This window comes from Pseudomonas fluorescens, assembly GCF_001307275.1.
Lineage (GTDB): Bacteria > Pseudomonadota > Gammaproteobacteria > Pseudomonadales > Pseudomonadaceae > Aquipseudomonas > Aquipseudomonas fluorescens_AA.
Genome location: NZ_CP012831.1, coordinates 4408006 through 4421289, shown reverse-complemented (window position 1 = coordinate 4421289; position 13284 = coordinate 4408006). Strand labels below are relative to the sequence as shown.

General features: G+C 59.8%; 10 protein-coding genes. 1 reads left to right on the top strand and 9 read right to left on the bottom strand.

Going from position 1 to position 13284, the window contains the following annotated elements; translation table 11 throughout:
• Positions 1–179 precede the first annotated feature (179 nt).
• The 7 genes from lpdA to sdhC form a co-directional block, all read right to left on the bottom strand.
• Positions 180–1616 (bottom strand): dihydrolipoyl dehydrogenase, encoded by a 1437-nt coding sequence (lpdA, locus tag AO356_RS19730; RefSeq protein ID WP_060741160.1) that lies wholly within the window; start codon positions 1614–1616, stop codon positions 180–182.
• Between the two features lie 111 nt (positions 1617–1727).
• A complete protein-coding gene (gene odhB, locus AO356_RS19725; protein ID WP_060741159.1) occupies positions 1728–2948 on the bottom strand; it encodes a 2-oxoglutarate dehydrogenase complex dihydrolipoyllysine-residue succinyltransferase in 1221 nt (406 codons plus the stop codon).
• A gap of 43 nt (positions 2949–2991) precedes the next feature.
• Positions 2992–5823 (bottom strand): 2-oxoglutarate dehydrogenase E1 component, encoded by a 2832-nt coding sequence (locus tag AO356_RS19720; protein WP_060741158.1) that lies wholly within the window; start codon positions 5821–5823, stop codon positions 2992–2994.
• Positions 5824–6085: 262 nt separating this feature from the next.
• Positions 6086–6790, bottom strand: a complete 705-nt coding sequence (locus AO356_RS19715) for a succinate dehydrogenase iron-sulfur subunit (RefSeq protein ID WP_053123967.1) — start codon at positions 6788–6790, stop codon at positions 6086–6088.
• An 11-nt stretch (positions 6791–6801) separates the two neighbouring features.
• A complete protein-coding gene (gene sdhA / locus AO356_RS19710; RefSeq protein WP_060741157.1) occupies positions 6802–8574 on the bottom strand; it encodes a succinate dehydrogenase flavoprotein subunit in 1773 nt (590 codons plus the stop codon).
• A gap of 3 nt (positions 8575–8577) precedes the next feature.
• A complete protein-coding gene (sdhD, locus tag AO356_RS19705; protein ID WP_003204438.1) occupies positions 8578–8946 on the bottom strand; it encodes a succinate dehydrogenase, hydrophobic membrane anchor protein in 369 nt (122 codons plus the stop codon).
• A complete protein-coding gene (sdhC, locus tag AO356_RS19700) occupies positions 8940–9314 on the bottom strand; it encodes a succinate dehydrogenase, cytochrome b556 subunit (RefSeq protein ID WP_003179220.1) in 375 nt (124 codons plus the stop codon). The genes sdhD and sdhC overlap by 7 nt, the downstream gene beginning before the upstream one ends.
• A 365-nt stretch (positions 9315–9679) precedes the next feature.
• Here sdhC and gltA point away from each other — a divergent pair, with 365 nt between their 5' ends.
• Positions 9680–10969 (top strand): citrate synthase, encoded by a 1290-nt coding sequence (gltA, locus tag AO356_RS19695; protein WP_003204440.1) that lies wholly within the window; start codon positions 9680–9682, stop codon positions 10967–10969.
• Positions 10970–11234: 265 nt separating this feature from the next.
• Here gltA and AO356_RS19690 read toward each other — a convergent pair whose 3' ends face one another.
• Together AO356_RS19690 and AO356_RS19685 are read right to left on the bottom strand one after the other, a co-directional pair.
• The gene (locus AO356_RS19690) at positions 11235–12893 is read right to left on the bottom strand and encodes a cation acetate symporter (protein WP_060741156.1); all 1659 of its coding nucleotides are present in this window, start codon (positions 12891–12893) and stop codon (positions 11235–11237) included.
• Complete coding sequence (locus AO356_RS19685; protein WP_060741155.1) at positions 12890–13201, bottom strand: DUF485 domain-containing protein; 312 nt, start codon at positions 13199–13201, stop codon at positions 12890–12892. The genes AO356_RS19690 and AO356_RS19685 overlap by 4 nt, the downstream gene beginning before the upstream one ends.
• Between the last annotated feature and the right edge of the window lie 83 nt (positions 13202–13284).

Genomic DNA, 13284 nt, shown 5'->3' with positions numbered 1-13284 from the left:
TTAGGTACTGCGCATTCGGTGCTGCACCGTTCTGGTGCCGCACCACCTGTGACTGCTGCTTGCGTAGCGTTCCGGTGAACCGGTGCTGCTACGCAAGGCTGCGTCCAGCGGATATTCCGCGGTGAGTCTTGCTCGCAAGGCTCACGACGGGCCATACCGCCGTGGTTTCTTATTGTCTATTAACGCTTCTTGCGGTTGGCCACGTGGATGGCGCCGCCATTTACGGCCAGGGCCGCTTCGTGCAAGGCTTCGGACAGGGTCGGATGGGAGAAGACCATCATGCCCAGGTCTTCAGCGCTGGTGCCGAATTCCATACCGATCGCGCCTTGCTGTACCAGCTCGGCAGCGCTTGGGCCAATCACGTGAACGCCCAATACGCGATCCGTCTTGGCATCGGCGATGACTTTCACGAAACCACCGGTATCGTTGGCTGCCATGGCACGGCCACTGGCGGCGAACGGGAAGGTGCCGACGTTAACTTCAACGCCTTCGGCTTTCAAGGCCTGCTCGGTCTTGCCAACCCATGCGATTTCCGGGTGGGTGTAGATAACCGATGGGATCAGGTCATAGTTCATCTGGGCTTTGTGGCCCTTGATGCGCTCGACAACCATGATGCCTTCCTCGGACGCCTTGTGCGCCAGCATCATGCCGCGGACCACGTCACCGATGGCGAAGACGCCCGGTACGGTGGTGGCGCAGAAATCATCAACTTTGATGAAACCGCGTTCGTCGAGGTCCACGCCGCTATCGGCAGCCAGCAGATCGGTGGTCACCGGACGACGGCCGACCGCAACGATCAGCTTGTCGAAAGTGATGGTCTGTTCGCCATTGGCGTCGGTGTAGTTGACCACGACTTCTTCGCCGTTGACCTTCGAACCGGTCACGCGAGCGCCCAGCTTGATATCCAGGCCCTGTTTGGTCAGGGTTTTCAGCGCTTCCTTGGAAACCGCAGCGTCAGCGGCCATCAGGAAGGTGTCGAGGGCTTCGAGCACGGTCACTTGCGCGCCCAGGCGCGACCAGACCGAACCCAGCTCGAGACCGATCACGCCGGCGCCGATCACGCCCAGGCGCTTAGGCACGGACTGGAATTCCAGGGCACCGGTGGAATCGACGATCACGTTCTGGTCGACCGGAGCCGGCGGAATGTCGATCGGACGCGAGCCTGGCGCCAGGATGACGTTTTCGGCTTCGATCACTTCAACCGAGCCATCGGGCTTGGTCACTTCGACTTTCTTGCCCAGCAGCAGCTTGCCGTGGCCCTGGATCGAGGTCACGCCGTTGGCCTTGAACAGGGTGGCAACACCGCTGGTCAGGTTCTTGACGATGCCAGCCTTGCGGCCAACCATCGCGGCGACGTCCATTTTCACTTCACCGGTAGAGATACCGTGAACGTTGAAGCTTTCTTTCGCTTCCTTGTATTTCCAGGAGCTGTCCAGCAGCGCCTTGGAAGGAATGCAACCGACGTTCAGGCAAGTACCGCCGAGGGCCTGCTTGCCCTCGCCATCGGTGTATTTCTCGATGCAGGCAGTGGTAAGGCCCAGTTGCGCAGCCTTGATGGCCGCTACGTAGCCACCAGGGCCCGCACCAATCACTACCACGTCGAATTTCTGAGTCATGAGTCATTCCTTTTCGAATCAAACCGGACGATCACTTGTGATGACCGTCGAGGGACGAAACCGGTTGTTTCAGCAAGAGGCCGGTCGACAGACCGGCCCTCGCGGCGAAAATCAGATATCCAGCAACAGACGAGCCGGATCTTCAAGCAGGTTCTTGATGGTGACCAGGAACGTCACGGCTTCTTTGCCGTCGATCAGGCGGTGATCGTAGGACAGTGCCAGGTACATCATCGGACGAATCACGACTTGACCGTTGATCGCCATCGGACGCTGCAGGATGTTGTGCATGCCCAGGATAGCCGCCTGTGGCGGGTTGACGATCGGGGTCGACATCATCGAACCGAATGTACCACCGTTGGTGATGGTGAACGTACCGCCGGTCATCTCTTCGATGGACAGCTTGCCGTCACGGGCCTTCTTGCCGAAGGTGGCGATGCCGCCTTCGATTTCGGCCAGGCTCATCAGTTCGGCGTTGCGCAGGACCGGAACCACCAGGCCACGGTCGCTGGAAACCGCGACGCCGATGTCGGCATAACCGTGGTAGACGATGTCGGAACCGTCGATCGACGCGTTGACCGCCGGGAAGCGTTTCAGCGCTTCGGTGGCAGCCTTGACGAAGAACGACATGAAGCCCAGGCGTACGCCATTGTGGGACTTCTCGAACAGATCCTTGTACTTCGAACGCAGGGCCATGACTTCGGTCATGTCGACTTCGTTGAAGGTGGTCAGCATCGCCATGTTCGACTGTGCTTCGACCAGACGCTCGGCAACCTTGGCACGCAGGCGGGTCATCGGAACGCGTTTTTCAACGCGATCACCGGCAGCGAACACCGGAGCGGCGGCGGCAGGTGCGGCTGGCTTGGCCGGTGCGGCGGCTGGCGCGGCTTTCTTGGCGGCAACGGCTGCCACCACGTCTTCCTTGGTCACACGACCACCCTTGCCGGTGCCGGCAACGGAGGCGATGTTGATGCCGTTCTCTTCGGCGATCTTGCGCGCGGCAGGCGCGGCGACTGGATCGTCTTCGCCATCGGCAGCAGGCGCTGCGGCCTGGGCTGCGGCAGGAGCAGCAGCGGCCGGAGCGGCGGCAGCGGCGCCGCCCTCTTCGATCGAGCCCAGTACCTGGTTGGACAGGACGGTAGCGCCCTCTTCGGCAACGATTGCGCCGAGCACACCGTCAGCTTCGGCCAACACTTCCAGAACGACTTTGTCGGTCTCGATGTCGACGATCAGGTCGTCACGCTTGACTGCTTCGCCCGGTTTCTTGTGCCAGGTGGCAACGGTGCCATCGGCAACCGATTCCGGGAATGACGGGGCTTTGATTTCGATAGCCATTATCTGTGGGTCCTTAAAATTCGGTTTCAGTCAGCACGAAGGCTTAAACAGTGAAAGCATCTTGCAGCAGTTTTTCCTGCTGCTCGGCGTGCATCGACGCATAACCACACGCAGGTGCAGCGGAAGCATCACGGCCGGCGTATTCCAGGCCCAGGGCCTTGTTATGGTTGCCGATGCTGCGACGCAGGTGATGCTGGCTGCTGTACCAGGCGCCCTGGTTCATCGGTTCTTCCTGACACCACACCACGTGGGTGAGGTTGGTGTAAGGCGCGATGGCCTCCATCAGGTCTTCTTCCGGGAACGGGTAGAGCTGCTCGATACGCACGATGGCGATGTCTTCGCGGCCTTCGGCACGACGTTTTTCCAGCAGGTCGTAGTAGACCTTGCCGCTGCACAGGACCAGGCGAGTCACCTTCGCCGCGTCCAGCGTGTCGATTTCCGAAATAACGGTCTGGAACGAGCCTTCGGCCAGGTCTTCGAGCGTGGAGATCGCCAGTTTGTGACGCAGCAGCGACTTCGGTGTCAGCACGATCAGCGGCTTGCGCAGCGGACGGATGACCTGACGACGCAGCAGGTGGTAGATCTGTGCCGGTGTCGTCGGTACGCAAACCTGAACGTTGTGCTCGGCACACAGTTGCAGGTAACGCTCCAGACGTGCCGAGGAGTGCTCCGGCCCCTGCCCTTCATAACCGTGTGGCAACAGCATGGTCAGACCGCAGAGACGGCCCCACTTGTGCTCGCCGCTGGTGATGAACTGGTCGACAACCACCTGGGCACCGTTGGCGAAGTCGCCGAACTGGGCTTCCCAGATCACCAGCGCATTGGGCTCGGTGGTGGAGTAGCCATATTCGAACGCCAGGACGGCTTCTTCGGACAGCAGCGAATCGTACAGGTCGAAACGTGGCTGGCCCTTGTACAGGTGTTGCAGCGGGATGTAGGTGCTGGCGTCTTTCTGGTTGTGCAGCGCCGCGTGGCGGTGCGAGAAAGTGCCGCGGCCTACGTCCTGGCCGGTGATGCGAATCGGGTGACCTTCGAACGCCAGGGTCGCGTACGCCATGGTTTCGGCGTAACCCCAGTTGATCGGCAGGCCGCCGGCTTGCATCTTCTGCCGGTCTTCGTAGATCTTCGCGACCTGGCGCTGGACCACGAAGCCTTCCGGGATTTCCAGCAGCTTGGCGGACAGTTCCTGCAGGGTCTTGAGGTCGAAACGCGTGTCGTGACGCGCGGTCCAGGCGTGGCCCAGGTACGGACGCCAGTCCACGAACAACTCTTTGTTCGGTTCCTTGACCAGGCTTTTTACCACGTGCAGCCCGTTGTCCAGGGCATTGCGATATTCATCGACTTTTTCCTGGACGCGGGCGACATCCAGAACACCGCCCTGGGTCAGGCGCTCGGCATACAGCTCACGGGTGGTGCGCTGCTTGGCGATCTGCTGGTACATCAGGGGCTGGGTGCCGCTTGGCTCGTCGGCCTCGTTGTGGCCGCGACGACGGTAGCAGACCAGGTCGATCACCACGTCGCGCTTGTACTGCATGCGGTAGTCGATGGCCAACTGGGTCACGAACAGCACGGCTTCCGGGTCATCGCCATTCACATGGAGAATCGGCGCCTGGATCATTTTCGCGACGTCGGTCGCGTACTCGGTGGAACGCGAGTCTTCCGGGTTGCTGATGGTGAAGCCAACCTGGTTGTTGATCACGATGTGCACGGTGCCGCCGGTCTTGAAACCGCGGGTCTGCGACATCTGGAAGGTTTCCATGACCACGCCCTGACCGGCGAATGCCGCGTCACCGTGGATGGAAATCGGCAGCACCTTCTCGCCGGTCGGATCGTTGCGACGATCCTGGCGGGCGCGGACCGAACCCTCGACCACCGGGGAAACGATTTCCAGGTGAGACGGGTTGAACGCCATGGCCAGGTGGACTTCACCACCGCTGGTCATCACGTTGGACGAGAAGCCCTGGTGGTATTTCACGTCACCGGAGCCCAGCTCGACCTTCTTCTTGCCTTCGAACTCGTCGAACAGCTCGCGCGGGTTCTTGCCGAAGGTGTTGACCAGTACGTTCAGGCGGCCACGGTGGGCCATGCCGATGACGACTTCCTTGGTGCCGTAGGAACCGGAACGCTGGATCAGCTCGTCGAGCATCGGAATCAGGCTTTCGCCGCCTTCCAGGCCGAAACGCTTGGTACCCGGGTACTTGGTGCCCAGGTATTTCTCCAGGCCTTCACCGGCGGTGACGCGCTCGAGCAAGTGGCTCTTGATGTCGGCGGAGTACGTCGGACGGCCACGAACGCTTTCCAGACGCTGCTGGAACCACTGGCGCTGCTCGGAATCGGTGATGTGCGTAAATTCAGCGCCGATGGTGCGGCAATATGTCTGCTGCAACGCTTCGTGAATTTCGCGTAGGCTCGCTTCCTCTTTGCCGATGAACAGGTCGCCGGCACGGAAGGTCGTATCAAGGTCGGCATTGGTCAAGCCGTAGTGAGTGATCGACAGGTCTGCAGGTGCAGGACGCTGCCACAGCCCCAGCGGGTCAAGCTGGGCTGCCTGGTGGCCACGCATCCGGTAGGCCTGGATCAGTCGCAATACTTCAACTTGCTTCTTCTCGTGCTCGGAGCTCACGCTGCCGGCAGACACCGGCTGAGCGCGGCGCTGGTTCTTTGCCAGCAACACGAAATGATCGCGAATCGTCGAGTGCGAAACATCAGTGGCAGAATTACCGTCGGCCGGTAGCTTCTGAAAGTAGGTGCGCCATTCTTCTGGCACAGCGTTAGGGTCGTGCAGGTAGAGCTCGTAGAGCTCTTCCACATAGGCAGCGTTACCACCGGAGAGGTGGGCACTGTTCCACATGCGCTGCATCACGCTTTCTTGCATGCTTGGTCACCCTCGATTAGGGGAACACCACCGGCGAAAACACCGAGCAAACTTGCAGAAGTCCGAGTGCAGCGACTAAAACAAGCCACTTAGGATCACGCTGATAGTCCGGGTACCAGCCCGGATGCCCCTGCTTGTCTCATTTCTTCAAAATAAGAACCACCGCTTTGTGAGCGGCTGTTCTGGTTATAGCCAAGACGCGGGTTGAAGCCCGCGCCCTGGCCTTTACGGGTACAACGGTCCTACGGGTACAGCAGCTGAATCACACGCCGCTTTGCAGCAGCATGTTACGAATGTGACCGATGGCCTTAGTCGGGTTCAGGCCTTTCGGGCAGACGTTGACGCAGTTCATGATCCCGCGGCAGCGGAATACGCTGAACGGGTCATCCAGCGAAGCCAGACGCTCGGACGTCTTGGTGTCACGGCTGTCTGCCAGGAAGCGGTACGCTTGCAGCAGGGCGGCCGGGCCCAGGAACTTGTCCGGGTTCCACCAGAAGGATGGGCACGAGGTCGAGCAGCAAGCGCACAGGATGCACTCGTACAGACCGTCGAGCTTTTCACGCTCTTCCGGAGACTGCAGACGCTCGATGGCCGGAGCCGGCGTGTCGTTCTGCAGGAATGGCTTCACCTTCTCGTATTGCTTGTAGAAGATGCTCATATCGACGACCAGGTCACGGATAACCGGCAAACCTGGCAATGGACGAACCACCAGCTTGTTGCCCTTGACCACGGCCGACAGCGGCGTGATGCAGGCCAGGCCGTTCTTGCCGTTGATGTTCATGCCGTCGGAGCCGCAAACGCCCTCGCGGCAAGAGCGACGATAGGAAAAGCCCTCGTCCTGCTCTTTGATCAGGGCCAGCACGTCCAGCACCATCAGGTCTTTACCACCGGTATCGACCTGGAAGTCCTGCATGAACGGCGCAGCGTCCTGATCAGGGTTGTAGCGATAAACACTGACTTGCAACATAGCGGTCACCCTTAATAAGTCCGGACTTTTGGTTCGAAAGTCGGAACAGTCTTCGGCGAGAAGTTCACGGCACGCTTGGCGACGCGTTTTTCACCCGGGAAGTACAAGGTGTGGCACAGCCAGTTTTCGTCGTCACGGTCTTCGAAGTCTTCGCGGGCGTGGGCACCACGGGACTCTTTACGCACTTCTGCGGCGATGGCGGTGGCTTCGGCCACTTCCAGCAGGTTCTGCAATTCCAGCGCTTCGATACGGGCAGTGTTGAACGCCTGCGACTTATCGTTGATCTTCACGTTGGCGATTCGTTCACGCAATTGCGCCAGCTGGGCGATACCCTTCTGCATGTATTCGCCGGTACGGAACACACCGAAGTAGTTCTGCATGCAGTTCTGCAGCTCGCGACGCAGGGTTGCCACGTCTTCGCCTTCGGTACGCTCGTTCAGAGCGGACAGACGCGCCAGGGCAGCTTCGATGTTGGCATCGGTGGCATCGTCATATTCGATACCGTCGGTCAGCGCTTTCTCCAGATGCAGGCCGGCAGCGCGACCGAAGACCACCAGGTCGAGCAGCGAGTTGCCGCCCAGGCGGTTGGCACCGTGGACCGATACGCACGCCACTTCACCCACTGCGAACAGGCCAGGGATGATTTCGTCCACGCCTTCGCCGTTCTGGGTGATCGCCTGGCCGTGGATGTTGGTGGCAACGCCGCCCATCATATAGTGGCAGGTTGGAACCACTGGAACCGGCGCGACGACCGGGTCGACGTGGGCGAAGGTCTTGGACAGCTCGCAGATACCTGGCAGGCGGCTGTGCAGCACTTCCTCGCCCAGGTGATCGAGCTTGAGCATCACGTGGTCGCCATTCGGGCCACAGCCGTTGCCGGCGATGATCTCTTTAACCATCGAACGAGCCACAACGTCACGACCGGCAAGGTCCTTGGCGTTCGGCGCATAACGTTCCATGAAACGCTCGCCGTGCTTGTTGATCAGGTAACCACCTTCACCACGGCAACCTTCGGTCACCAGTACGCCGGCGCCGGCGATGCCGGTCGGGTGGAACTGCCACATTTCGATGTCTTGTACCGGCACGCCAGCACGCAGGGCCATGCCGACGCCGTCACCGGTGTTGATCAGGGCATTGGTGGTGGATGCGTAGATACGGCCTGCACCGCCGGTCGCCAGTACGGTGGCCTTGGCGCGGATGTAGGTGGTTTCGCCGGTTTCGATGCAGATCGCGATCACACCGACGAAGGCGCCGTCCTGGTTCTTCACCAGGTCGACGGCGTAGTACTCGTTCAGGAACGTGGTACCGGCTTTCAGGTTGCCCTGGTACAGGGTGTGCAGCAGTGCGTGACCGGTACGGTCGGACGCCGCGCAAGTACGCGCAGCCTGGCCGCCCTTGCCGTAATCCTTGGACTGGCCACCGAACGGACGCTGGTAGATACGGCCTTGCTCGGTACGCGAGAAGGGCATGCCCATGTGGTCCAGTTCGAACACCGCGGCCGGGCCTTCCTGACACATGTATTCGATAGCGTCCTGGTCACCGATGTAGTCGGAACCCTTGACGGTATCGTACATGTGCCAGCGCCAGTCATCGTTCGGGTCGGCCGAAGCGATGGCGCAGGTGATGCCACCCTGGGCGGAAACAGTGTGCGAACGGGTCGGGAAAACCTTGGTGATCACGGCAGTCTTGTGACCGCCCTGTGCCAGTTGCAGCGCTGCGCGCATGCCGGCACCGCCACCACCAATGATGATGGCGTCGAAAGAAATCGTTGGAATGTTAGCCATGGATCAGATACCCCAGAGAATCTGCACACCCCAGACGAAGTAAGCGAACATCGCAACGCCGCATACTGCCTGGAAAAGGAAACGTACGGCAGTCGCCGACTTGCCGAACGCCATGGGCGTCAGGTAGTCGGTCGCAATGGTCCACATGCCGACCCAGGCGTGAGCGCCCAGTGCGACAAGTGCCAGCAGACTGAAGATACGCATCCAGTTGTTTGCGAACAGTTCATGCCATTGGGCATAGCCCAGGCCTGGGTTTGCCACGACATATCCGATCAGGAAAATGAAGTAAGCCGCGAGAACGACCGCAGACACACGCTGGGCCATCCAGTCGTAGAGGCCCGAACGCGAAAGGTTCGTGACGTTGGTTACCATATCCAGACTCCTGCCAGAACGATCAGCACCGCAGACACGGCGATAATGATTTTCGAGCCCAGCTTGCCGCCTTCCAGCGTCTCACCGATGCCCATGTCCATGATCAAGTGGCGCACACCGGCGACCAAGTGATACAGCAAGGCGGACAGGATGCCCCAAATCACTAGCTTGGCTAGCGGACTGGTCAGACACGCTTTCACCTGACCGAAGCCTTCTTCCGAATCGAGCGACTTGTCCAATGCATAAAGCATGATGGCCAGGCTGACGAAGAGGATGACACCGGAAATACGGTGAAGAATGGACGTGTAAGCAGTGACTGGGAGTTTGATGGTCCTTAGGTCTAGGTTTACAGGTCGTTGGCTTTTCACGGCTTTTTTTTCACACTGAAGAGCCCCTAACAATCAGGGCAAAGTTGTTGGGGCGCGCACTGGTCAGGTACTCACCACCCAGGGAGTGACGACCCCCAAGAAAGCAGGCCCAAAAGCCCCTGGCGGTCGGTGGCCGAGTATAGACAGTTAGGCTACTAATGACAACGCGTTCACCTTCCCCTAATAGCGCATTGCACATATGGCGCAAAAGGCGTAAACGGCAGGTAATTTCGCGGAAAAAGTGCGGTTAAAGCCTTCTGGAGCAAGACTTTAGGCAAATTGACTTTCGGATTTATCTCACTATAGTGGTGCGGGCCCTGCGTGGGGGGTCTGTCTGATGATTTCAAGCATTAATAGGAGGCCACATGGCTGACAAAAAAGCGCAGTTGATCATCGAGGGCGCAGCCCCCGTCGAGCTGCCCATTTTAACCGGCACCGTTGGTCCCGATGTAATCGACGTACGGGGCCTGACGGCCACGGGCCGTTTCACCTTTGACCCAGGTTTCATGTCGACCGCCTCGTGCGAGTCGAAAATCACCTACATCGACGGCGACAACGGCATCCTGCTGCACCGCGGCTACCCGATCGAGCAACTGGCTGAAAAATCGGACTACCTGGAAACCTGCTACCTGCTGCTCAACGGCGAGCTGCCGACCGCAGAGCAAAAGGCCCAGTTCGTCAGCACCGTGAAGAACCACACCATGGTTCACGAGCAGTTGAAGACCTTCTTCAACGGCTTCCGTCGCGATGCCCACCCGATGGCCGTCATGTGCGGCGTTGTCGGCGCTCTCTCGGCCTTCTACCACGACTCCCTGGACATCAATAACCCCCAGCATCGCGAAATTTCCGCGATCCGCCTGGTGGCGAAGATGCCGACCCTGGCAGCCATGGTCTACAAGTACTCCATGGGCCAGCCCATGATGTACCCGCGCAACGACCTGACCTATGCAGAGAACTTCCTGCATATGATGTTCAACACCCCGTGCGAGATCAAACCGATCAGCCCGGTGCTCGCCAAGGCCATGGACCGGATCTTCATCCTCCATGCCGACCACGAGCAGAACGCCTCCACGTCCACCGTGCGCCTGGCCGGCTCCTCGGGTGCCAACCCGTTCGCCTGTATCGCCGCCGGTATCGCCGCACTCTGGGGCCCTGCCCACGGCGGTGCGAACGAAGCGGTGCTGACCATGCTCGATGAAATCGGCGATGTCTCGAACATCGACAAGTTCATCGCCAAGGCCAAGGACAAGAACGATCCGTTCAAGCTGATGGGCTTCGGTCACCGGGTCTACAAGAACCGCGACCCGCGCGCCACCGTGATGAAGCAGACCTGCGACGAAGTGCTCAAGGAACTGGGGATCAAGAACGATCCGCAACTCGAACTGGCCATGCGCCTGGAAGAGATCGCCCTGACCGACCCGTACTTCATCGAGCGCTCGCTGTACCCGAACGTCGACTTCTACTCGGGGATCATCCTCAAGGCGATCGGCATTCCAACCAGCATGTTCACCGTGATCTTCGCCCTGGCGCGGACCGTCGGCTGGATCTCCCACTGGAAGGAAATGCTCTCCAGCCCGTACAAGATCGGCCGCCCGCGCCAGCTGTACACCGGCTACGAGTCGCGTGACATCACCCAGCTGGAAGACCGCAAGTAAGACCTGCCTTGCGATAGGTCCCAAGCTGCATTGAAACAGCCCCCGCTTCTTATATAAGAGCGGGGGCTGTTTTGTTTGTGCCTCCTTTTATGCAGTGGCGGCCGGACTGGCGCCATCGCGAGCAAGCTCGCTCCCACACTGGAACCCAATCCCCTGTGGGAGCGAGCTTGCTCGCGATGACGGCAGCCCTGGCCCCCTTAAACCCGGCACAAAAAAATACCCCGGCCTCTCGACCGGGGTATTTCTTCAAGCTCTTATCGCTACATCAATGGTTAACCGCCCCACTCGCCCCCAGGCCAGTCTGCGAACGCACGAACTGCGGGAAGAACAGCGCCCGTTCGTTTGCGCCTTCAGCCGACTTGTCGGTGATGGAGAAGAACCAGATGCCGACGAACGCAATGGCCATCGAGAACAGCGCCGGGTATTCATACGGGAAGATCGCCTTCTCGTGACCCATGATCTGTACCCAGATGGTCGGGCCGAGGATCATCAGGCCCACGGCACTGACCAGGCCCAGCCAACCGCCAATCATGGCGCCACGGGTGGTCAGCTTCTTCCAGTACATCGAAAGCAGCAGTACCGGGAAGTTGCAGCTCGCCGCGATGGAGAACGCCAGGCCCACCATGAACGCGATGTTCTGCTTCTCGAACAGGATACCCAGGCCGATCGCCAGCACCGCCAGGGCGATGGTGGTGATTTTCGAGACGCGAATCTCGTCCTTCTCGTTGGCCTTGCCTTTCTTGATCACGCTGGCATACAGGTCATGGGACACCGCCGAGGCACCGGCCAGGGTCAGGCCCGCCACTACCGCCAGGATGGTGGCAAAGGCTACCGCCGAGATGAAGCCCAGGAAGATGCTGCCGCCCACGGCGTTGGCCAGGTGCACCGCTGCCATGTTATTACCGCCCAGCAAGGCACCTGCCGCGTCCTTGAAGGCCGGGTTGGTGCTGACCAGCAGGATCGCGCCGAAGCCGATGATGAAGGTCAGGATATAGAAGTAACCGATGAAGCCGGTGGCATACAGTACGCTCTTGCGCGCTTCCTTGGCGTCGCTCACGGTGAAGAAGCGCATCAGGATGTGCGGCAGGCCAGCGGTACCGAACATCAGCGCCAGACCCAGGGAGAAGGCCGAGATCGGATCCTTCACCAGGCCGCCGGGGCTCATGATCGCCTCGCCTTTAGGGTGAACCTTCACCGCTTCGGCAAACAGCATGTTGAAGTCGAAGTTGACGTGCTTCATGACCATCAACGCCATGAACGAAGCACCCGACAGCAGCAAGACCGCCTTGATGATCTGCACCCATGTGGTGGCCAGCATGCCGCCGAACAGCACATAGAGGCACATCAGGATACCCACCAGGATCACCGCAACGTGGTAGTCCAGGCCGAACAGCAGTTGGATCAGCTTGCCGGCACCGACCATTTGCGCGATCAGGTAGAACGCCACCACCACCAACGAACCGCTGGCAGACAAGGTACGGATCTGGGTTTGGCCCAGGCGATAGGACGCCACATCGGCAAACGTGTACTTACCCAGGTTACGCAGGCGCTCGGCGATCAGGAACAGAATGATCGGCCAGCCCACCAGGAAGCCGATGGAGTAGATCAGGCCGTCATAACCGGACGTGAACACCAGCGCGGAAATGCCCAGGAAGGACGCCGCCGACATGTAGTCGCCCGCGATTGCCAGGCCGTTCTGGAAACCGGTGATCTTGCCGCCGGCCGCATAGTAGTCGGCCGCCGAGTTGTTTTTCTTGGACGCCCAGTAGGTGATGTACAAAGTCGCGCCGACGAAGGCCACGAACATCAGGATAGCCGCGACGTTGAGGGGTTGTTTCTGCACGGCACCGGTCAGGGCGTCAGCCGCCCAGGCGCCTGGTGCGAACGCTGCGATGCTCAATAGAGCCAGTAGACGCCGGATCATTGCTGAGCCTCCTTGAGAATCGCATTGTTCAGGTCGTCAAACTCGCCGTTGGCGCGCCGCACGTAGATGCCGGTCAGGATGAAGGCCGAGACAATCAGGCCGACACCGATGGGAATACCCCAGGTGATGGTGGACTCAGGCGTGATCTTGGCCCCGAGAATGTGTGGCCCGTAGGCGATCAGAAGAATGAAGCCGGAATACAGCCCAAGCATGATCGCCGAGAGAATCCAGGCGAACTTTTCCCTTTTTCTCACCAGCTCCTTGAAGCGCGGGCTGTTTTGAATCGAGAGGTAAATGCTGTCGTTCATTGTTTTTATCCTCGCAGCACAGATTTAATTGGAACGACTCTACTCTATGCGGCTCAAGGCCAGGTTCCAGACGACCTTAGTAT